The 22,775-nt window shown below is 32.6% G+C and carries 22 protein-coding genes; 13 read left to right on the top strand and 9 right to left on the bottom strand.

Going from position 1 to position 22,775, the window contains the following annotated elements; translation table 11 throughout:
* Positions 1-17 precede the first annotated feature (17 nt).
* From uxaC to B0A81_RS13725, 4 genes are all read right to left on the bottom strand, one after another.
* On the bottom strand, positions 18-1,421 hold the full coding sequence (gene uxaC, locus B0A81_RS13740; protein WP_089058566.1) for a glucuronate isomerase: 1,404 nt from the start codon (positions 1,419-1,421) through the stop codon (positions 18-20).
* Positions 1,422-1,445: 24 nt separating this feature from the next.
* A complete protein-coding gene (locus tag B0A81_RS13735) occupies positions 1,446-2,237 on the bottom strand; it encodes a gluconate 5-dehydrogenase (RefSeq protein WP_089058565.1) in 792 nt (263 codons plus the stop codon).
* A 4-nt stretch (positions 2,238-2,241) separates the two neighbouring features.
* Positions 2,242-3,081, bottom strand: coding sequence for a 5-dehydro-4-deoxy-D-glucuronate isomerase (kduI, locus tag B0A81_RS13730; RefSeq protein WP_089058564.1), 840 nt, complete (start codon positions 3,079-3,081; stop codon positions 2,242-2,244).
* A gap of 99 nt (positions 3,082-3,180) precedes the next feature.
* Positions 3,181-4,650, bottom strand: a complete 1,470-nt coding sequence (locus tag B0A81_RS13725) for an MFS transporter (protein WP_089058563.1) — start codon at positions 4,648-4,650, stop codon at positions 3,181-3,183.
* A 445-nt stretch (positions 4,651-5,095) separates the two neighbouring features.
* On the opposite strand from B0A81_RS13725, the gene B0A81_RS13715 reads away from it, so the two are divergent.
* The 5 genes from B0A81_RS13715 (at position 5,096) to B0A81_RS13695 (ending at position 9,405) form a co-directional block, all read left to right on the top strand.
* Positions 5,096-5,992 carry an alpha/beta hydrolase gene (locus B0A81_RS13715; protein ID WP_089058594.1) on the top strand — a complete coding sequence of 299 codons (897 nt, stop codon included), beginning with the start codon at positions 5,096-5,098 and terminating at the stop codon, positions 5,990-5,992.
* 432 nt (positions 5,993-6,424) lie between these two features.
* On the top strand, positions 6,425-6,739 hold the full coding sequence (locus B0A81_RS13710; RefSeq protein WP_089058561.1) for a hypothetical protein: 315 nt from the start codon (positions 6,425-6,427) through the stop codon (positions 6,737-6,739).
* A 24-nt stretch (positions 6,740-6,763) separates the two neighbouring features.
* On the top strand, positions 6,764-7,324 hold the full coding sequence (locus B0A81_RS13705) for a 2'-5' RNA ligase family protein (RefSeq protein WP_089058560.1): 561 nt from the start codon (positions 6,764-6,766) through the stop codon (positions 7,322-7,324).
* A gap of 221 nt (positions 7,325-7,545) precedes the next feature.
* Entirely contained in the window at positions 7,546-8,469 is a 924-nt protein-coding gene (locus tag B0A81_RS13700; protein ID WP_089058559.1) for a helix-turn-helix domain-containing protein, read from the top strand.
* A gap of 171 nt (positions 8,470-8,640) precedes the next feature.
* Positions 8,641-9,405: an SDR family oxidoreductase gene (locus B0A81_RS13695; RefSeq protein WP_089058558.1), complete on the top strand. Its 765-nt coding sequence runs from the start codon at positions 8,641-8,643 to the stop codon at positions 9,403-9,405.
* 131 nt (positions 9,406-9,536) lie between these two features.
* On the opposite strand, the gene B0A81_RS13690 is transcribed toward B0A81_RS13695, so the two are convergent.
* From B0A81_RS13690 to B0A81_RS13680, 3 genes are all read right to left on the bottom strand, one after another.
* Positions 9,537-10,010 carry a hypothetical protein gene (locus B0A81_RS13690; protein ID WP_089058557.1) on the bottom strand — a complete coding sequence of 158 codons (474 nt, stop codon included), beginning with the start codon at positions 10,008-10,010 and terminating at the stop codon, positions 9,537-9,539.
* Positions 10,011-10,102: 92 nt separating this feature from the next.
* On the bottom strand, positions 10,103-10,801 hold the full coding sequence (locus B0A81_RS13685) for a LytR/AlgR family response regulator transcription factor (RefSeq protein WP_089058556.1): 699 nt from the start codon (positions 10,799-10,801) through the stop codon (positions 10,103-10,105).
* Entirely contained in the window at positions 10,801-11,838 is a 1,038-nt protein-coding gene (locus tag B0A81_RS13680) for a sensor histidine kinase (RefSeq protein WP_089058555.1), read from the bottom strand. The genes B0A81_RS13685 and B0A81_RS13680 overlap by 1 nt, the downstream gene beginning before the upstream one ends.
* A gap of 162 nt (positions 11,839-12,000) precedes the next feature.
* Here B0A81_RS13680 and B0A81_RS13675 point away from each other — a divergent pair, with 162 nt between their 5' ends.
* The 8 genes from B0A81_RS13675 to B0A81_RS13640 all read left to right on the top strand — a co-directional run bounded on the left by B0A81_RS13675 (position 12,001) and on the right by B0A81_RS13640 (position 21,457).
* Positions 12,001-13,386, top strand: a complete 1,386-nt coding sequence (locus B0A81_RS13675; protein WP_089058554.1) for a TolC family protein — start codon at positions 12,001-12,003, stop codon at positions 13,384-13,386.
* A 12-nt stretch (positions 13,387-13,398) separates the two neighbouring features.
* Positions 13,399-16,689: an efflux RND transporter permease subunit gene (locus B0A81_RS13670; protein ID WP_089058553.1), complete on the top strand. Its 3,291-nt coding sequence runs from the start codon at positions 13,399-13,401 to the stop codon at positions 16,687-16,689.
* A 100-nt stretch (positions 16,690-16,789) separates the two neighbouring features.
* Positions 16,790-17,878 carry an efflux RND transporter periplasmic adaptor subunit gene (locus B0A81_RS13665; RefSeq protein WP_089058552.1) on the top strand — a complete coding sequence of 363 codons (1,089 nt, stop codon included), beginning with the start codon at positions 16,790-16,792 and terminating at the stop codon, positions 17,876-17,878.
* A 215-nt stretch (positions 17,879-18,093) separates the two neighbouring features.
* On the top strand, positions 18,094-18,675 hold the full coding sequence (locus tag B0A81_RS13660) for a hypothetical protein (RefSeq protein ID WP_089058551.1): 582 nt from the start codon (positions 18,094-18,096) through the stop codon (positions 18,673-18,675).
* A gap of 343 nt (positions 18,676-19,018) precedes the next feature.
* Positions 19,019-19,813, top strand: a complete 795-nt coding sequence (locus B0A81_RS13655; protein ID WP_123922184.1) for an exonuclease/endonuclease/phosphatase family protein — start codon at positions 19,019-19,021, stop codon at positions 19,811-19,813.
* A 9-nt stretch (positions 19,814-19,822) separates the two neighbouring features.
* Positions 19,823-20,263 (top strand): hypothetical protein, encoded by a 441-nt coding sequence (locus B0A81_RS13650; RefSeq protein ID WP_089058549.1) that lies wholly within the window; start codon positions 19,823-19,825, stop codon positions 20,261-20,263.
* Between the two features lie 405 nt (positions 20,264-20,668).
* Entirely contained in the window at positions 20,669-21,013 is a 345-nt protein-coding gene (locus B0A81_RS13645) for a hypothetical protein (RefSeq protein ID WP_089058548.1), read from the top strand.
* A gap of 99 nt (positions 21,014-21,112) precedes the next feature.
* Entirely contained in the window at positions 21,113-21,457 is a 345-nt protein-coding gene (locus B0A81_RS13640) for a hypothetical protein (RefSeq protein WP_089058547.1), read from the top strand.
* A gap of 101 nt (positions 21,458-21,558) precedes the next feature.
* On the opposite strand, the gene B0A81_RS13635 is transcribed toward B0A81_RS13640, so the two are convergent.
* Together B0A81_RS13635 and B0A81_RS13630 are read right to left on the bottom strand one after the other, a co-directional pair.
* Positions 21,559-22,050: a DUF6985 domain-containing protein gene (locus B0A81_RS13635; RefSeq protein WP_089058546.1), complete on the bottom strand. Its 492-nt coding sequence runs from the start codon at positions 22,048-22,050 to the stop codon at positions 21,559-21,561.
* 20 nt (positions 22,051-22,070) lie between these two features.
* Positions 22,071-22,766: a hypothetical protein gene (locus tag B0A81_RS13630; RefSeq protein ID WP_089058545.1), complete on the bottom strand. Its 696-nt coding sequence runs from the start codon at positions 22,764-22,766 to the stop codon at positions 22,071-22,073.
* Between the last annotated feature and the right edge of the window lie 9 nt (positions 22,767-22,775).

Here is a 22,775-nt window from a genome sequence, read left to right as displayed (position 1 = left end):
TGCGGTTAAATTTTTAATTAAAATTTAAAATATTCTTTAGCATTGTTGTATGAAATATCAGAAACTAGTTTTCCTATCCATTCCATATCATTTGGAAGTTCTCCACGTTTAATTTCGTCTCCTAAAAGATTACATAAAATACGTCTGAAATACTCGTGTCTTGGGAATGATAAGAAACTTCTTGAATCTGTAAGCATTCCAACAAAACAGCTGATTAATCCCATATTTGAAAGCGCGTTTAACTGCTTAGTCATTCCGTCTTTTTGATCTAAAAACCACCATCCAGAACCAAACTGAACTTTTCCACGAACGCTTCCATCATTGAAATTTCCAATCATCGTTGCCATAACTTCATTATCAGCAGGATTTAAGTTGTAGATAATTGTTTTAGTCAATTTATCTTTGCTGTCTAAAGCATTTAAAAAGCTTGACAATTTTTGTGCCTGTGGATAATCTCCAATAGAATCCCAACCAGTATCAGAACCTAAAATTCTATGCATACGGGCATTATTGTTACGTAATGCACCTAAGTGAAATTGCTGTACCCATCCAAATTCATGATACGTTTCAGATAAGAATACTAAAACAGCACTTTGGAATTTTAAAGCTTCTTCTGGAGTTATGATTCTGTTTTCTCTTTTCTTTTTGAAAATTGAACTGATTTCAGATTCTGTAAATTCTTCAAAATAAATTTGATCTAAACCGTGATCACTCAATTTACATCCGTTTACATTAAAGAACTCAATTCTGTTTCTTAATGCTGTTTGTAAATCAGTATAAGTATTAATTGCAACTCCAGACACATCCCCTAATGTGTCTAGATATGCATTATAGCCATCATTAGAAATCAAGATCGCTTTATCTGGTCTAAAAGCTGTACTCATCTTTGTTCCAATTGGATTTTTTGCCAATTTCTGATGAAATTCTAAAGAATCAATTGGATCTTCTGTAGTACAAACTAATTCAGCGTTTACTTTTTTAAGCAGATTTTGTGTACTGTAAGCCTGCGAATTAATTTTCTCAGTCGTTTCGATATAAATTTTCTCTGCCGATTTTTCATTCAGCAAATCGTAGATATCAAAATAACGAGCCAATTCTAAATGTGTCCAGTGGTACAAAGGATTACGCATAGTATACGGAACTGTTTTCGCCCAGTTTAAGAACTTATCTTTATCTGAACCATTTCCAGTTACAAACTGCTCATTGATTCCTAATGTACGCATTGCACGCCATTTGTAATGATCTCCGTTGATCCAAACCTGAGTTATGTTGTCAAAAATTTTATCTTCGGCAATAAACTGAGGATTTAGGTGATTATGGTAATCAATTATAGGCTGATTTTTTGAGTAGTTATGGTATAACTCTTCAGCAAATTTATTTTCTAATAAAAAATTATCGTTTATGAATGTCTGATTGCTCATGTCTTTTTAAATAAAATTTGATAATTAATCTTCGTTTGAAGGTTTTCCAATTGTGGCAAGAATTCCGCCGTCAACATATAAAATATGTCCGTTTACAAAATCACTTGCTTTCGATGATAAAAATATTGCAGCTCCTGCCAAGTCACCTGGATCTCCCCATTTTGCCGCCGGCGTTCTGCTTATAATAAAATCGTTAAACGGATGTCCGTCAACTCTGATTGGTTTTGTTTGTTCTGTTGCAAAATAACCAGGTCCAATTCCGTTGATTTGCACATTATACTTTGCCCATTCTGTTGCCATGTTTTTGGTCAACATCTTCAAACCGCCTTTTGCAGCCGCATAAGCCGAAACTGTACTACGGCCTAATTCGCTCATCATCGAACAAATGTTGATTATTTTACCTTGTCTTCTCTCAATCATTCCTTTTGCAACATGCTTAGAAACAATAAAAGGACTTACCAAATCAATATCAATAACTTCTCTAAAATCAGAAACTTCCATTTCTAGCAATGGAATTCTTTTGATGATTCCAGCATTGTTAATTAAAATAGCAATTGGCCCAACTTCGCTTTCAATTTTCTTTACAGCTTCTATAACTTCCTTTTCATCTGTTACATTAAACCTGTATCCAAAAGCATTAATACCTTCATTTTTTAGCTCTTTTACAGCTTCATCAATCTTTTGTTGAGACGAATTACCATTAACAACAATTGTTGCACCGGCATTTCCTAATCCCTTTGCCATTGCCATTCCCAGTCCGTGAGTACTTCCTGTAATTAGGGCAACTTTTCCTGTTACATCAAATAGATTTGTCATGATTTTATCTTAAGTCCGTAATTTTACAAACATCCATATCTCCATAATCTAAATTCTCACCAGCCATTCCCCAGATAAACGTATAATTGCTGGTTCCTGAACCTGAGTGAATCGACCAAGGCGGAGAAATAACTGCCTGATGATTGTTCATCCAAATATGTCTTGTTTCTTGCGGTTGTCCCATAAAATGACAAACAGCTTGATTTTCCGGAATATCTAAGTAGAAATAAACTTCCATTCTGCGATCGTGTACGTGTGCCGGCATTGTGTTCCAAACACTTCCAGGTCTTAACTCCGTCATACCCATTTGCAATTGACAGGTTGTTACAACGCTTCCAATAATCATTTGGTTTACTGTACGGTGATTAGCCGTTTCCATCGTACCTAATTCTAGTTTATTGGCTTCTGCCAAACTTACTTTTACCGTTGGGTAAGTGGTATGAGCCGGCGCAGAGTTTAGGTAAAATTTTGCTGGATTATTACTGTCGTTACTTTTAAAAATAACTTCTTTATTCCCGCTTCCGATGTACAAAGCATCTTTAAAACCTAACTCATAAGAAGTTCCTTCTACAACTACAGAACCGCTTCCGCCTACATTAATAATTCCAAGTTCTCTTCTTTCTAAAAAATACGGCGCTTTAAGCGGATCGATTGTTTCCAAAGCTAAATCACCTTTTACAGGAACCGCAGAACCTGCAATGTATCTGTCGTAGTGAGAGTAAACCAATACAACTTCATCCTCCTGCATTAAATCATCAATTAAGAATTCTTCTCTCAATTGTTGTGTATCATATTTTTTAACAGCTTCAGGGCTTGACGCGTATCTTGAACTATATTTTGTCATAATTTTTATTTTAATGTAATCGATTGCACAAAATTAATTTTTTATATTGAAATAGCATAATTGAATTGAAAAAATTATACTATTTAGACAAATTATCTTTTACAAGTTTGTAATTGGACTGTATTTTGGAACAAGAGATTTCATTACAACCCAACCTGTTAAATAACAAACCGCACAAATTGAAAAGATTATAAAATATCCAGCTTCAATACCTTTAAAGCCCATAAAAACCATATTTGTTTCTTTAGCATGATCAAATAAAACTCCTGAACCTTTATTAATTAAAGTCGATCCTACTCCACCTGCTAAACCTCCAATTCCTGTAATAGTTGCAATCGCTTTCTTAGGAAACATATCTCCAACTGTAGTAAAAATATTAGCCGACCAAGATTGATGTGCTGCACCTGCAATTCCAATAATCACAACCGGAACCCAGTAGCTGATATATCCTAAAGGCTGCGCAATTAAAGCTAATAGAGGAAAGAAGGCAAAAATTAACATTGCTCTCATTCTTCCTTCGTAAGGATTCATCCCTTTCTTTTCGACAAAATAAGTTGGAAGCCATCCGCCAATAATTGACAATAATGTAATCATATACAATACAAATAATGGCAATGCAGCTTCTGTAGAATCCATTCCGTAAACAGAGCTCAAATAAGCAGGCGTCCAGAACAAGAAAAACCACCAAACTCCATCTGTCATAAATTTACCAAAGGCAAAAGCCCAAGTTTGTTTGTATTTAAAGCAGTCAACAAAAGAAACTTTTGAAGTTGTTTCCGGCACGTAACCTTCTAATTTGCTGTCTGCAATATCATCTTGTTGAATATAAGCTAATTCCTCTGCACTCACTCTTGGGTGTCTTTCTGGTTTATCATACATAAAAACCCAGAATCCCATCCAAACAAATCCTAAAGCTCCGATGATAATAAAAGACATTTCCCAACCGAATGATTTTGCAATAAATGGAATAGTAATTGGGGCTGCTAATGCACCTACAGTTGCACCTGCATTAAAAATACTTGTTGAAAAAGCTCTGTCTTTTTTAGGAAAATATTCTGCAGTAGTTTTAATTGCTGCTGGAAAATTTCCAGCCTCACCAACTGCCAAGACAAAGCGCGCAAAAATAAATAAAGCAACACTCACATTGATTACCAGCGCAGTATCATTTATTGTACTGATTATTTCTTTTGAGCCATGAAATCCTACTAACCAATTACCAGTTATTATTCCTGAAGTAGCAATACCGCAAAAAGCATGTAAACAAGCTCCTACAGACCAAATACCAATTGCCCAAAGAAATCCTTTTTTTGTATCAAGCCAATCTACAAATCGCCCAGCAAACAAAAGAGAAACTGCGTAAAATATAGAAAACAAAGCAGTAATATTTCCATAGTCATTATTTGTCCAGTGAAATTCAGGAGCTATAAAATCGCTCCATGTTAACGATAGAACTTGGCGATCTAAATAATTAATGGTCGTTGCAAAAAATAGCAGCGCACATATGCTCCAACGATATTTTCCTGTGGATTTGACGTTTTGATTTACGGTAACGGCATCGGTTTGATTCATGGTAACGGCTTATTATAGTTATAAAGTTTTTTGGAAAATCAACACACTATTAAGTAAAATTCGAAAGATCAAAATCAAGAATCCAAAACAAACAAACGTAAATAATGTAATCGATTGCACAAATATAGTTTTAAATCTTTATATTCCAAATAAATTATATAAAAATTTATATTTGTCACATAAATAAACATATCGCTTAAAAAAATGACTACTAAATTAAATATTAAACAATATATTTGTTAATTGCGAACATGCAAAAATAATCTGTTTCCGACATCAAAATTGTCCGCTAAAAAACAGAATGTTTCAATTTTGGTTTTAATTATTTAAGTTTTGATGAAATTTAACATTCCTAATCTGTCTGTTCTCTTAAAATTAATCCTAAACAACTTTATTTACCGTGAAAAGCACAAAAAAACAATACTTCAAAAAAGCTGCATTTTTTATGATTTTTATACTTGGAAACTTAGCTTCAGCATCGGCACAAAATCAAACTGTAAATCTTTGGCAGCAAATTCCAGATGAAATAAAAGCTTCCGATTACAAAGAAAAACCAGATTTTAAAAACGGAATTATTCAAAGTACAAGTCAAGTATCAACACCTACTCTTACTGCTTTTTTTCCTGCTGTGAGCAATCCTGATCATACCGCTGTAATTATTCTTCCCGGCGGCGGTTACTCACATTTAGCAATTGACAAGGAAGGAACCAAAGTTGCAGCTTGGCTCAACAGTTTAGGAATTACAGCTTTTGTACTAAAGTATCGTCTTCCGAGCGATCTTATAATGAAAAATAAATATATAGGTCCGCTTCAAGATGCACAGGAAGCCATGCGTTATGTACGACAAAATGCAGCTAAATGGAATATTGATCCGAAAAAAATTGGAATAATGGGCTTTTCTGCTGGAGGACATTTGGCTTCAACCTTATCTACACATTATGACGATAAAGTTTATGAATCCTCTTTTAAAACAAGTGCGCGCCCTGATTTTTCACTTCTTATTTATCCAGTAATTTCAATGGAAAATCAAATAACTCACAAAGGTTCACAAACCAATTTACTAGGAAACAACCCAACACAGGCTCTTATAGATGCTTTCTCTAATGATAAAAAAATCACACCTCAAACACCGCCAGCTTTTTTAATTCACGCTACAGATGACACCGCAGTTTTGCCAGAAAACAGCATTAATTATTACTTAGCACTCAAAAAAAATAATGTTGCAGCAGAGTTACATTTATATGAAAAAGGAGGACATGGTTTTGGATTAGGTGTAAAAGACACTAGTAAATATTGGACTAAAGATTGCGAAGAATGGCTTAAAAGCAACGGACTTCTTTAAATAAAAAAAGGTTTTTAGATATGGTTAACTTAATAACCAAATCTAAAAACCTTAAGAAAATTATACATTATTGTATTATTGCAAATTTATACAATGCAGTCCACGTAAATGGATTGTCTAATTTTCCTTTAAAAAGTTTCTCCAAAAACAGTTTAATCATAGAAAAGTAAAAAATAATCTCAGTAATTCTATAACACAAATCTACTGCCGTCTTTTTAGATTTTATTACGGCTTTCCTCATTTTTGTAATATTTTACGTTATTTTTATGTTAACAAACCCTAGATCATTGTATCTCAAAATGTTGTATTTAAAAATAAACCTCAATTCTAAATAAAAATGTTGCAACAAGTTAATAAACATGCTGATTTCTTATCCTAGATTAAGTTAGCATTGCCGTAATACTCGTAAATTTGTTACTTAAATAAAAGATTATGAAAACTCTTGAATTCTTACTCTTAGGTAAAAATGAAGAAATTCTAGCCATTTTACTTCGCCTTGTAAATGCGGATGAAAATTGGAATGCCATTGCTTTCAACAATGAAAAAGAGGCACAAGAATACTTTTTAAACCATAAAATCGACATTGTACTTTTAAGCTCTGGAATCGAGAATCACATCGAGAAAGAATTCACTTCTTTTTGCTTAAAAAAACAGCCTGAAGTAGAAGTAATTGAGCATTTTGGAGGCGGAAGCGGTTTATTAAAATCTGAAATTCTCCATCGATTACATTTAAAAGGAAAGCTATAAATTTGCATAATTTAAAGCCTCAAAATGGAAAAAACCTATTCAGTTGTATTTTATTCTAAATCAGTAGTTGAGCCCGTTAAAAAGCTAAAAGACTTTTTAAGAAGTAAAATAGAATGGTATAACAGCTGTAATTCTGACGCACACATTACGATTTGCGAATTCAAAATTGATGAATCTCAATTGGATTCAATCAAACAAAAGCTTTCTAAAATTTCTGATACTTTTACACCTTTTAAAGTATCTTTAGATCATTTTGATTCTTTCCCAAATAGTGGTGCTTTTTTTATTGGCGTAACCAAAGATTCAAAAAATAATCTTGTGCCAATCATGAAAAAAATTCATGAAACACTAAAGTCTTTAAATCTTAAGAAAAGTGATAATCCGCATTTATCAATTGGAAGAAGATTAACACCCGAAAATCTTAAAACTGCATCAGAACTATTTACAGAAATTGATCTTCAATTTGTATGCAATGAAATTGTTCTAAGAGAATTTGATCCCAAAGTAAAACAGTTTTTTGTAATTGATGCTTTTCCTTTTGGAGGTAATCCAGAACCTGAGTTTGTACAAGGAAGTTTGTTTTAATTATTCCGTAATTTTTAATCTTTACTGAATCCCGCGTGTGATTTCGCGTTCCTTGAAATGACATAAAATGCGTGTATGTTTTACGAACCTTTCGAAAAAACACTGCTCCTGATGGCTATCGTTATTGCGCTTAGATAATCACAATACAACCTGAAACTTGAAACAAACAAAAACCAATCTTTTTATTTTTCGTATATTTGAATTTCGCAATTCATCACGATATGAAATCCCTAGACTCCTTTTATCAGGATATTACCGAAGGTTCAGCTGTTGAACCTGCTTCACTATTACCTAATGATATTCAAAAAGAGATTGGACATTTTAATGTTTTTGACATTAAAGAGCTTTTAGATCGTTTGCAAGGAAAATCGGTTATGCCTTATGACAGAAGAGCTTATTACAAAATAAGCTTGATAAAAGGCAAAAACAGAGCTGAATATGCTGATAAAATAATCGAAATCGAAAAGCAAGGATTGTTATTTGCAACACCCAAAATTCCATACAATTATGTTCCGCAAGACACTAATCAATCGGGACAGTTTTGTGTTTTTACCAGTGAGTTTCTATCTAAAAAGAAAAGCGGAATTGATCTTGATGAACTTCCAATTTTTGCTTCAGATGGTTATCCTATTTTTCAACTTTCAGATGAAGAAGTTTCAGAAGCGGAATTGATTTTCAACAAAATACAAAAAGAAATCAACTCTGATTATATCTACAAATATGATTTAATCAGAAATTATGTTGCTGAATTGATTCATTTTGGTCAAAAATTACAACCCATTTCTGCGCTTTATTCTAAACACAATTCTGCTGCACGAGTTTCGTCCTTATTTGCTGAATTACTAGAGAGACAATTCCCTATAGAATCTCCGCATCAGCGATTAGAATTGAGAACAGCAAAAGACTTTGCCGCACGATTATCTGTACATGTCAACCATTTAAATAAGGTTTTAAAAGAAAATACAGGAAAAACCACAACTGAATTAATCAGTACGCGATTAACAAATGAAGCAAAAGTTCTTTTAAAACAAACAGACTGGAATGTATCTGAAATTGCCTATTCACTTGGTTTTGAAGAATTAGCTCATTTCTCTAATTTCTTTAAAAAACAAACTTCTTTAACACCTTTGGCTTTTAGAAGTTAGTTGTTCTGTTTCAGGTTTCAGGTTTCAGGTTTCAGGTTTCAGGTTTGGGATTTGAAAAAATAGAAATTATATTCTTTGATTTGAATTTTGCAAACATTGCTTTGATATTTGCAATTCTCCAAATCTGCCCCGCTCCTATCTTTGCAGTATCAATTTAAAACACATATAAAAATGGCAATACAAACAAAAATAGCTCTGGTTACAGGCGGAAGCAGAGGTTTAGGAAAAAACATGGCAATTGCAATTGCAAAAAAAGGAATTGATGTTATTATAACTTACAACAGCAAAAAAGACGAAGCTGATTTGGTTGTAAAAGAAATCGAAAATTTAGGTCAAAAAGCAGCTTCACTTCAGTTAAACGTGGCGGATACTGCAACTTTTGATTCTTTTTTTAAAGAAGTACAAACTACTTTAAAAAGCGCTTTTAAAACGGATAAATTCGATTTTTTAGTGAACAATGCCGGAATTGGAATTCACAATTCATTTATTGCCACAACAGAAGCCGAATTTGATCAATTGACAAATATTCAATTTAAAGGTCCATTTTTCTTAACTCAAAAAGCATTGAATGTAATGAATGATGGCGGCGGAATCGTAAATATTTCAACTGGTTTAACCCGCTTTTCATTTCCAGGTTATGCCGCTTATGCATCTATGAAAGGTGCTGTTGAAACCTTAACTAAGTATCAGGCAAAAGAATTAGGCGAAAGAAAAATTAAAGTAAATGTGGTTGCTCCCGGTGCTATTGAAACCGATTTTGGCGGCGGTGCGGTTCGTGATAATGAGCAATTAAATAAAAATATAGCAGGAGTAACGGCATTAGGAAGAGTTGGTCTTCCAGACGATATTGGCGGAGTAGTTGCTTTTTTATGCACCGAAGATGCACGCTGGGTAAACGCACAGCGAATTGAGGTTTCTGGTGGTATGAATTTGTAGTTTAGCTCATAATTCTAAAATAAATTATAATACAGTTCCCTCTTTTAATTAATAAAAAACAAAACCCGATAAGCTTTAAAATCTTATCGGGTTTGTCGTTCTAAATATAATTGAATTAGTAAGTAAACATTTTAATTTTTTTCGATGCTGACATCAAAACCTCCATTTTTATCAAAAACAAGATCATAAAATTTCCCGTCTTTTTCTATTCCAACTTCATAAGTCGTTATATTCTTATCGTCAACAACTACTGCAATTTCTTTTATTGCTTTTGGAGAATAATTTTTCTTCAAATAATTTTGTGCCTTAACTGGCAATTGACTTAATGGAATTTGCTGTTCAAATGCTTTTAATATTCCTAAATTATCATAAACTGCAAGAGATTTAATATTCTTGTCTGTATTAAATTTTGCTTCGTATCTAATCTCATCATCATCATCTCCAACATAATTGAGTGACCAGACTGCTTCCTTATTTGGATATTCTTTTTGAAAATTAAACAGCACTTTTTCTGGCGGCGTGACAATCTTATTTTCAGATATTCCGTTCTGACCAATTAATAGACCACTGTACAAAAAGAGCATTACAAGCAAAATATTTTTCATAATTCCTCAGTTTCAAATTAAAAAACCATAATCTAACGTATTAAAATTACTACTTTTTAATAAACTTTAAACAAAATATTATTAACAATTTTTTACTTTTTTAAACGATCTGAAAGTTCTCTCTTATAGGTAATGCCAATTGGAAGTTTTTCATTCTTAATCATAACAAAATCTTTTTCGGTGCTGTCAACTTTATCCAAAGCAACAATATAGGATTTGTGTATTCGTATAAAATTCTTTTCCGGCAGGCATTTTTCAAGTTCCGTTGTTGTGATTGAAGCTAAATACGTTCGCTTTTGAGTATGCAGTTTTACGTAGTTTCCAAAACTTTGCGCAAACAAAAGCTGATCCAATTCAATATCAATAAAATAACCGTCAACTTTTACATTCAAAATATCAATAACAATCTCTTCTTCTTTTCCTTTTATATTTTCTGTAGAGAAAAAGCGTTCAACAGCTTTTAGAAATCTTGGAAAATAAATAGGCTTCAGCAAATAATCAATTACTCCATAGTCATAACTTTCCAGCGCAAATTCAGAATAAGCGGTGGTTAAAATAGTTTTAGGATGATTCGGAATTATCTTCAACAATTCCATTCCTGAAATTTCGGGCATATTAATATCTAGAAACATCAAATCGACCTTATTTTCCCTAAGAAAATCCATTGCTTCAATACCATTATAACCTTGAAAAACCAATTCTAACTGTGGATTCTGTTTAATATAATTCGCCAAAACATAATGTGCTGCCGGCTCATCATCAACAATTATACATTTTTTTGGATCTTTCATTACACAAACTTTTTCAGCTGCAGTTTCAAATCGACTATATAAGTATTCTTTTCTTCTTGAATATCGAGTTTATAGTTTTTACCATAAATCAAATTCAGTCTTTCAATTGTGTTTTTTAAACCAATTTTCGTTGAAACAACATCTGTTTTCTTCGTTGGAATAGAATTTACAACATGCAGATGAAGATCTCCTTTTTCGACGGTAATAAAAATCCTTACGAAACACTTTTCAATTGCACACGTACCATGTTTAAATGCATTTTCGATAAATGCAATTAAAAGCATTGGTGAGATTTTATAGGCATTTTCGTTATCAATTTTGCAATCATAGGTAACATCACATCGATAACCTACACGTTCTTTTTCTAGCTGAACATAACTGTTTATAAATTCTAATTCATCTTCTAAAGACACACATTGTTTGCTGTTACTTTCTAACTGATAGCGCATTAACTGCGAAACTTTCATGATTAAATCCGGCGTTCTATCTGGAAACTCCAGACTAATTCCGTAAAGCGTATTGAATGTATTAAACAAAAAATGCGGGTTCAATTGTCCTTTCAAAGAATTCAACTGCATTTGATTAAAAAGCAGCGCTTCGTCTGTTCTTCTTTTATGAATTCTATAAAATTTGAAAACAATAATCGGACTCAAAATACAAACTAATGTTCCCAAAACGCTTGCGAGTTGATAAACATAACTTCGTTGATGCGAATTTTGATACAAACGGCATTTATTAAACATCTCTAAGGTTGTAATCTCGTATAAAACAATTGAGAAAACGACAACTCCAAAAAGCGTTAATAAAATATAGGTAACTGGTCGACGGGTTTTGAATAATATTGGAAGAAGAAAAAAACGATTAAACTGGGCGTGCAGGTAAAGAATCAGGTAGAAAAAAATGCCCATTAAAATAGATGCCATAGAACTAAACAACATCCAATCGTTTTTTAGCGTATAGATGGTAAAAGAAAATGCGACGACGGCAATTTCCTGCCACCATTTATTATCCACTATACTGTCAAACTTCTCGTTCATTTTTGAAACTTAAATAGAATACAAAGTACGGACAAAATTTTAATTATTATTTCGTAAAAATGACCAATTGAATTTGTCATTTATAATTGCAGTACATCACTTAACCTGACTTTTATCAGTTCAAGGTAAATAAATTTGTTCTATAATTTCACACTTGAGTTTATGTATTTCAAAAAAATTACTTTATTATTTTTCTTGATTTTTGCCTCAATCGGTTACTCTCAAACCTTGTCTTTAAAAGAAGCAATAAAAACAGGGCTTGAAAACTACGGTTCGATTCGAGCAAAAAACAATTACACGAATGCTTCAAAAGAGACTTTAAAACAATCTCGTCGTGATTATCTGCCTAACTTAAATTTATCGGCTCAACAAGATTACGGAACTGTAAACGGTCAAAACGGACCTCTTTATGGTTTTGGAGGACTTGGAGTTGCTTCATCTGGACTTCCGCTTCCTCAACAAAACTGGAATTCGGCATTTGGAGCACTTTATTTGGTCAACATGAACTGGGATTTTTTCACTTTCGGAAAAACACAGGAAAAAATCAATTTGTCTAAAATTGATGTTCAAGCCAAAGAAAAAGATTTAGAGCAGGAGAAATTCCAGCAGGAAATCAAAATTTCTGCTGCTTACTTAAATTTATTGGCAAGCCAAAGATTATTGATTTCTCAGCAAAAGAATTTAAGCCGTGCAGAGGTTTTCAAAAAAACAGCTGTTGCAAGGGTTAAAAACGGATTATTAGCAGGCGTAGATTCAACATTGGCAACAGCCGAAGTTTCGAAAGCAAAAATCGCTTTGAATCTTGCAAAGAATTTCGTGAAAGAACAGAACAATAAATTGGTCGATTTAATGGGCGTTGCTCCTCAGGATTTTGCTGCAGATACCCTTTTTGTAACTCAAATTCCGAGAGAACTTGTAAAAGAAAATACTGCAACAGACAGTCTTCATCCTTTATTGCAATTTTATAAAACCAAAATCGATTACAGCAATCAGCAGGTAAAATTATACAAACGTTTTTATTACCCAACTATGAGTGCTTTTGGTGTTTTACAAACCAGAGCTTCAGGATTTGATAATAGTTATGCAACAGACCAACATGCTTTTAGCAGAAATTATTGGGATGGTGTAAATCCGGATCGAAGCAATTATTTGGTTGGAATTGGAATTACATGGAATTTAACTACTCCTTTCAGATCCAGTAAACAAGTGAGCGCTCAAAAATTTGTTTCGCAAGCTTTACAGGAAGAATATAATCAGGCTGATCGAGAATTGAAATCGCAATTGACATTTGCCGAAGATAAGATCAAAATTACCATGGATAATTATATCGAAGCTCCAATTCAGGTCGATGCGGCAAAAAGAGCTTACATTCAAAAATCGACTTTATACAAAAATGGTTTAACGGATTTAACAGATTTGACTCAAACAATTTACACTTTAAACCGTGCCGAAATCGATCGTGATATTGTCAATAATAATGTATGGCAGTCGTATTTATTGAAAGTGGCTGCAACAGGCAATTTTGACTTATTTATAAATGAATTTTAATTATAGATCCTAATGAATTTAATACGTTTTGCACTCCGCAAACCCATCTCCATATTAGTATTGGTTGCGGGTCTATTTTTCTTCGGAATTGGTGCCATCAAAGACATTAAGGTAGATATTCTGCCAAAAATGAATTTGCCGGTTATTTATATTGCGCATCCATTTGGAGGTTATACTCCAGACCAGATGGAAGCTTATTTTGCTAAGACTTATGTCAACATTCTGCCTTTTGCCAATGGTGTAAAATCAGTAGAGACCAAAAATATTCAAGGGTTAATGATTATGAAATTAACCTATTATGAAAACACAAATATGGCGCAGGCTGCAGCCGAATTAAGTTCACTTTCGAACAGGATTCAAGCAGCATTTCCGCCTGGAACACAACCGCCGTTTATTATTCGATTTGATGCTTCTTCTCTGCCAATTGGTCAATTGGTTTTGAGCAGTAAAATACGTTCTAATAATGAATTACAAGATTTAGCCAACGTTTATGTTCGTGCTTCATTTACTTCGATTCCTGGTTTATTATCGCCGGCACCATTCGGCGGAAGCCCAAGAACAATTGAGGTAAACGTTGATCCAGATCTATTGCGTTCGCATAATATGACGCCCGATCAAATTGTAGAAGCGATTCGCGTAAACAACCAAACGGCTCCTTCTGGAAACGTGAGAATGGGTGATAAAAACTATATTACACCAACTAACAATACGATTAAAGAAGTTAAAGACTTTGAAAACATTCCGTTATTTAAAGGAAGCGTTCAAAACTTAAAATTAGGCGATGTTGCAACCGTAAAAGATGGTGCCGATATTACGCAAGGATATGCATTAGTAAACGGAAAACGTTCGGTTTATATTAGTATTGCAAAAGCGGGAGACGCTTCGACTTGGGATGTGGTTCAGAAATTAAAAGCCGAACTGCCTAAAATTCAAAGTACATTACCTGAAGATGTAAAATTATCTTATGAATTTGATCAGTCTGTTTATGTAATCAATTCCGTAAAAAGTTTAATTACCGAAGGGATTATTGGAGCTGTTTTAACTGGTTTAATGGTTTTATTATTCCTTGGAGATAAACGTGCCGCATTAATTGTAATCTTAACCATTCCTATTTCGATTATTTCGGGAGTTTTATTCTTGAAACTGTTCGGACAAACTATCAACTTAATGTCTTTAAGCGGATTAGCGCTGGCAATTGGAATTTTGGTGGATGAAAGTACGGTTACAATTGAAAACATTCACCAGCATCTCGATATGGGAAAACCAAAAGCACTTGCCATTTGGGATGCGTGTCAAGAGATTGCATTACCAAAATTATTGATCTTGCTTTGTATTCTTGCCGTTTTTGCACCAGCATTTACAATGGTTGGTATTCCAGGAGCTTTATTCTTGCCTTTGGCTTTAGCAATTGGATTCTCGATGGTAATTTCCTTTTTATTATCGCAAACATTTGTTCCTGTAATGGCAAACTGGTTAATGAAAGCACATCCAAAACATGAGCACACGCCAGAGATTACAGATGATGAAGCCGAATTTAATGCTTGCGGTTTAACACCTGAATCTGAAAAAGACTTAATCAGCCAGAAAAAAGTAATGGTTGAAAGAGAAGATACAAATCAAGACGGAAAAATAAGTGCTTTTGAACGTTTTAGAATACGTTTTATGAGAACTCTAGATCGATTGTTTGTTCATAAAAAAGCTACGAGTATTGTCTATTTGGTTTCTGCGACAGTTTTAGCTGTTGTGTTACTAACTTTTATTGGAAAAGATGTTTTTCCAAAAGTAAATTCAAGTCAGTTTCAATTGAGACTTCGTGCTCCAGATGGAACGCGTTTAGAACGAACTGAGGAACAAGCCGTAATTGTTTTAAAAGAATTGAAAAAAATGGTTGGACCAGAGCATATCGGAATCTCTTCTGTGTATGTAGGACAGCATCCGTCTTTATTCTCTATTAATCCAATTTATTTATTCATGGCAGGCTCGCATGAAGCCGTTTTTCAGGTAAGTTTAAAGGATTATCATGTTGATATGGATGATTTTAAAGATGACTTTAGAGCACGACTTAAAAAAGTATTGCCAGACACTAAAGTTTCTTTTGAACCAATCGAATTAACGGATAAAGTATTAAGCCAAGGTTCTCCTACTCCAATTGAAATTAGAATTGCAGGAAAAGACAAAAAAAGAAATGAATTATACGCCAATCAAATTGTCGATAAACTAAAAGCGATTTCGTATTTCAGAGACGTTCAAATTGGTCAGCCTATTCATTATCCAGCAATGAACATTGATATTGACAGAACGCGCGCTGCTGAACTTGGAGTTGATATGAATGATATTTCGCGTTCGCTTGTTGCTTCGACTTCATCATCTCGATATACCGAAAAAAATATGTGGGTTGATGAAAGAGCCGGATTATCATACAACGTTCAGGTTCAAGTGCCATTGAATCAAATGAAAAGTAAAACGGATATGGGAGAAATTCCGTTATTGAAAAATTCGCTTCGTCCTGTTTTAAGTGACGTTGCCAAAATTACACCCGGATTTGTAAGCGGTGAAAATGACAATTTAGGGGCTATGCCATACATTACGGTTACAGCAAACATCAATCAGACCGATTTGGGGACGGCTGCAAAAGATGTTTCTGCAACAATTAAATCTTTAGGAGAACTGCCTCGTGGTTTGTTCATCAATCCTATTGGTTTAAGTAAAGTATTGGAGGAAACATTAAGCAGTTTGCAAGTAGGATTATTGGTTGCCATTTTTGTAATCTTCTTAATGTTGGCCGCTAATTTCCAGTCATTCAAAGTATCGCTGGTTATTTTAACAACAGTTCCAGCGGTAGTTTTGGGAGCTTTAATTATGCTGACATTAACAGGCTCAACTTTAAATTTACAGTCTTATATGGGAATTATTATGTCTGTAGGAGTTTCGATTGCAAATGCTGTTTTATTGGTTACCAATGCAGAACAATTGCGAAAAATAAACGGCAACGCATTAGAATCTGCGCGTGAAGCTGCAGCACTGCGTCTTCGTCCAATTATTATGACATCAGTTGCGATGATTGCAGGAATGTTACCAATGGCAATTGGTCACGGCGAAGGCGGCGATCAGGTTTCTCCGTTAGGACGAGCAGTTATTGGCGGTTTATTATTCTCGACTTTTGCCGTACTATTAATTCTACCGCAAATATTTGCTTGGGCACAAGAAAAAGCATCAACACAATCTGTTTCTTTAGATCCAGAAGACGAAGAAAGCATCCATTATATCTCATCATTAAATAAGTCGAAAGTTGGAAAGTCATAAAGCTGAAAGTCCCACGTAGCGAAAACACTTCAGACACTTTTATCCTTTTCGCTTATTTATTAAATAAGACATTACATCATCTTTTATACAAAATCATAAAATGAAGACTAAAATACTACAACCAACCGCGCTGTTTTTTGCAGCATTATTATTCCTGAACAGCTGTAATTCAAAGAAAGAAGAAACTGTTACGGCAGAAATTGAACCTAAAACAGAAACGTTTCTTTTAGATAAAGAAAAGCTGACGACTCAACTACGTTTACCTGCTGAATTAACCGGTTTTCAACAAGTAGATTTATATGCAAAAGTGAGCAGTTTTGTAAAAACACTAAAAGTTGATATTGGTTCGAAAGTTACAAAAGGACAGCTTTTAATTGTTCTTGAAGCGCCAGAAATCAGTTCGCAATTGGCTGCAGCCGAATCGCGATTAAAATCGATGGAAGCGATTTATGCTACGAGCAAAAGCACTTACAATCGTTTGTACGAAACAAGCAAAGTGGAAGGAACGATTTCTAAAAACGATCTTGAAATGGCAAGCGGAAAAAAGAACTCTGATTATGCACAATTACAAGCGGCAATTGCAGCACATAAAGAAGTGGCAATTATGAGAGGATATCTTGAAATTCGCGCTCCTTTTAACGGCGTTGTAGCGGCAAGAAATGTCAATTTAGGAACATTTGTAGGACCGTCAGGAAAAGGTTCAGATTTACCATTATTAACGATTCAGGAACAAAGTAAATTGCGTTTGGCAGTTTCTGTTCCAGAATTATATACAGGATATTTGCACAATGGCGAGGAAATGAGTTTTAATGTAAAGTCTCTGCCTGATACTTTTACCGCTAAAATCACAAGAATGTCTGGGGCTTTAGATTTAAAATTACGTTCTGAACGTGTAGAAATGGACGTTCACAACACAAAAGGAAATTTATTACCTGGAATGGTTGCCGAAGTTTTACTGCCTTTAAACGCAAAAGACAGCACATTTGTAGTTCCAAAATCAGCAGTTGTAAATGCTGCCGAAGGCGTTTTTGTAATCAAAGTCCTTAATCGTAAAGCGACAAGAGTTAACGTAAAAAAAGGAAGAGAAATTGACGATAAAATAGAAATATTTGGTGATTTGAATCCAAAAGATAAACTGGTAAAAATTGCCAGCGAAGAAACTAAAGAAGGAGATACTATAAACGAATAACCTGCGTTTTGTCTTCATTTTAGTGATTACTAAAAACTGTACGTATTCTTAGGAATGCAAAACTAAAAATTTGTCTAAAGGGCAGTTTTTCTTTAATTGGAGGGACTGTCCTTTTTTTTGTTTTTTTTATAAACAGGTAAAAGTACGTGGTTGTTAGCATTGTTAAATTGATATTTTTGAATTTAATTTATTAACCAAAAACAATCTAAAAACAAATGACAGAAAGTAAAAGGAGTCTTTTAAAAAGTTTATTCGCATCATCTATTTTCTTAATTGTTCTTAAACCAATATTAGAATTTCTATGGGCAATTATAGCAGATTTTTCTAAAAACACTTTTTTCAATTTGAGTGACTATTTATACAAAAATGCAGCGTATGGTCAACGCAATTGGATTGATTTTTTAGTTTGGACAGCAATAATACTAGGATTTTTTTTAACTTCAATATTAAAAAAGAATTCTCATAAAAGGATAGATGTTGAAAACATCAATAAAGATAATCAAGCGAAGATAACTGCAAAAAGAATTATCGTTAAGTATTCTCCTATTATAAATATTATTCTTTTCTTGCCAATAATATATTTTATTATGTTGGCATATTCTGATTTACAATTGAATACTTCTTTTAATCAAAGATTAAATATTATTAGTCCCTACATTGATTCAACACAAGAGAAAATATTAAAATCTAAATGGGCACTGATGAAAACTAAAGAAGATTTTGAAAGAATAAATACTAAACTTGAAGAAATAGCCAAAGAAAACAAAATTAAATTACCAGAAAATTTATTAGAGTAATTTTTCCCTAAACTCTAGTGTCTTGTTCATGAATCCAAGAATCATTGTATGCACGAGCTACGCTCATGCTAGCAAAAGAGATTTTTAACAAAATTCGAACTAAGAAATCTTATATCTCTGCTCAATTACATCTTTAAATCTTATCTTGTATTTAACAAGTGGAATGTGTTAAACGTTCGCAGAATAAAAGGGAAAAAATCAAAAAAAATATAATTCACTTTTTTAGACGATCTAGCTTTTCAATAGAATTATTACCTTAGCAAAAAATATGTTTAGTTCTTTCGTTATAAAATATAACGAAGAGACCATTCAGAATCTAAACCAGCTAAATGTAGAAAACTTAATGAAGTTAATTTATTGGAATACAAAAAATAACAACTCTTTAGATTGCATAATTGATATTTTAGAAGATTATGATCCTGATTTTTTATTTTTATCAGAAATTGATGAAGTACTTCTCGAAAAAGGAAATACCGATCTAAATAGGATAGATTTTGAATATTATGATAATCCTGGTTGTGACAGAGTAAAAATTGTAAAGAAGAAAAGCTTAAAATGTAATTTAAACTATCAAACGAAGTATTACACAACCATATACTTACCAATATTAGATTTACATATTGTATCCGTTCATCTGCCATCTCAAATGTTTCAACATCAAAATGCCTTAAAATGTTTTATAAGAGATGTGAGAAATGAAATAGATTCAAAAATTGGAAACTCTAATCTTAAAAACATAATTATTATTGGAGATTTTAACGTCAACCCATTTGAACCCGCACTAATAGAATTTGATGGTTTTGGAGCTACTAATTCAACAAACTTTAGACGAAAAATATCTCACTTGAGTACTAATTCTGAAAAGATATTATATTACAATCCGACATGGAAATTATATGAAAAAAATCATTTCCCTGGAAGTAAATATTTTGCAAGACCTAGTGGTTCATCTTTCGATATATTAGAACATCATTTATTAGATCAAGTGCTCATAAGTAGAAATTTATTATTTAATATTGAATCGGAAAAAATTGATTTTATAGTACACAGTAAAAAAAACATCTTTTTTGATAACTTAAAAAATAAAATATTAATATCTGATCACTTACCTTTAAGTTTTGAATTTGAATTAAAATAAATATAAGTCATGGAATGGAATAAATTTGAGCCTTTAAAAATAACTACACCTGATGAAATTATATTATCAGCTATAAATGGCTTCACGGAAGCAACAAAAAATCTTGCAGATATGCTATTATTAGAAAAATCTGAACAAGCTAGAATAAATTCTAAATTATATACGAATTTTCAATATGAGTTAATTTTACACAGCAAATATATTAACGGTTACAATTTTTTATTACTAGAAGTGGGATATGACATTACAATTTACCCTGCAACAATATTTTTAGAAATAGATATACATGATGAAATCAATAATACATTTACACTAGAAAAAAAAACCACCGTAATAAAAGATGAGGAAGAATTTAAAAAAACGCTTCAATTAGTTTTTCAAACTGACAGATTTAAAAAATTAGTGAGTGGCGTAATGAAACTTGCATCAAAGGAACTTTCTGATTTTTAGAAATTGCTTCTAGTAAAAAACACTCAAGTTACCATATCACCAATCAAAGTAAATTAATAAAAACCTCGACCTTAAAAAAATCGAGGTTTTTCATTTTCTCAACTCTACTCCTCACTCAAATAAAGATTTAAAATCCACACCAAATTCATTGAACCAGTAATTATTACCCAAAAAATTTTAAAGCCAAATCTACAGATTATCAAGTCATTGAATTACAACAAAAATTTAAATACAATTCTCCTCCACAAATCACAAAGTCAATCATTTTTTTAATTTCTTAATTGCAACTATTTGTTCTTTTTTCAAAAAATGACTTATTTTGATATAAAAAAAACTGATAGTGGTCAAATTACTGAAAACCGTAGTCTTAATTTACAGTAAATACCACAAAATAAACCATTGATCATGCCGCTAACACCAAAAATCCAAGAACTATTGTCAAAAAAGTACAATCCCAATGTTACTATTTTTGGCAATTATGACAGCAGTAAAAGTGCTTCAATCCTAGACCACGATAACGGAACCACTTTTATAATATCTGATAATTCCTTATTCTCTTTCAAAGATCAACATCGAAATCATTGGCTGACGCTTATACAGTCATTCCATTTAAATGGAAAACATTACACTCCAAAACTTGGTGAAATGCACATACTAAACGATGGAATAAAATATAACTTTACAACAAAAGAAGAAATTCTAGAAATGGCAATCGAATACTTCGAGAAACATAAACACAATATCGAATAATTTTTGCCCATTCAAATTTGCATGTGCTAACTTAGCTCAGAGTTCAAATTAAGAACTAAATCGTAACTTAAAACAACTGAAATAAAACTACAAGACAATATGAGTAAATTTAATTTCAAGAATAAAAAGTTTGCCTTAATTCAAAATTCAGATAATGGGCAAGTAAATACAGAAACTGTTTTTAATTATAATCAGGACGGAAATCTTGTGACTGCAGACTATTTTGGAGGAACAATAAAATACGGAAAGATTATTGCCGATTTAAAAGACAACGAATTAAATATGCTTTATCAATGTTTGACTACAGATAATGAACTAAAAGCAGGTAAAGCATTGGCACAAATTAGTTTGACAGAGAATGGTAAAATAAAATTGTCTTTGGATTGGGAATGGCTGACAAATGGAAACGACAAAGGAAAATCTGAATATATAGAAATTGAATAAACAATCGAAAAAAGAAGGACAGCGCAAACACAAAAAATCTCGCTTTTAAACACAAAATAAAGATAAAAAAACTCGACAAACTCGAGTTTTTTTATCTTTATCTAAGTCTCTGAAATACCTCCAACAGCTTCTATTTGTCCATCTACAAACTTAAATTCAATGCCATGTTCGGTATCTAACTTATACCGAATAGTTATCTTGATGGTTTTATTGTCCAAAACACGTAGATACATTAAATCTTTAATGTAGGCGTTGTGTTTTTCAATGCTGTCAATGTTTAATGGCGGTTCGCCCGATTGTTCGCTGTTTTCGTAATATTTTGCATAAATTCTTTTGTATCGTTCAAATGATTTTAATTGTAAATCTGCCAAATGATTTTCGATATTATCAATAAAAATTCGATACGTTTTTGCAAATGCTGTCAATTGTTTTTCGGTTGGAGGCGTTTCAATTTCTTCGCCCTCTTCATCGTATTCATCACCTAAAAAAACTTCTGTTTTAGGAATATCAAAAAACGGATGTGAAAAATAAATCTCCGAAGAATAACCAGCCCAATCTTCTTCTACATCTCCCCAATATGGATGTGTTGTCATATGTTATATTTTAAAAATTATTACTCTGCATATGGCAGTAAATCAATTTCGTATCTAACGGATTCATTAACTTTAGCAGCTTTTATCAGGGTCTTTTTTTTGATGACAAACTCTTCCTTATCATCTTTTGACAATGATTTTGGTGTAATTATTTTTAAATCCTCTCTTTTATTAAATTTTATCGTCGATAATTGGTCAGGATTATTTATTTGTGAAAGCCCTTTTAAAAGAAATCCATACATGGCATCTGACTGCAAAAAATCAGTTAGCTTTTGCTTATTATTTATAGTTACTTCTACTTGTTCTAAATATTTTGTTATTGCCGAACCAGAATAACTAAGAAGTATTTTTTCCTTTGTTTCCTGCCATCTTTTATCCATATCTTCCGGTTTTATAACATCAATTATCTTTCCGCTTGGATTGACCAAAACTGAAATTTCATCAAAAACATAAGCAACTCTTCGAATGTAGGAAACATTATTTGGACCTTCAAATTTAAAATCCATACACAAAAAAGTATACTTGATGGTTTGATCTGATAGATCTGACTTATAAATATTTACTTTTCTGATATAAGTATTATCCTTGGTTTTGTTTGCTCCTTTTACAAAAGATGAAAAATTGTACGTTAGACTATCAGTAGCTTTTTCTTGTGAAAAAGAATACAGGCTAAAGAAAAAAATGACACAAATGATACTGTATTTGCTTTTTTGCATGAGTGCTGT

It is taken from the genome of Flavobacterium plurextorum (genome assembly GCF_002217395.1).
GTDB classification, from domain to species: domain Bacteria; phylum Bacteroidota; class Bacteroidia; order Flavobacteriales; family Flavobacteriaceae; genus Flavobacterium; species Flavobacterium plurextorum.
Note: the sequence above shows the minus strand (reverse complement) of the source record. Positions and strands in the feature narration are given on the sequence as shown.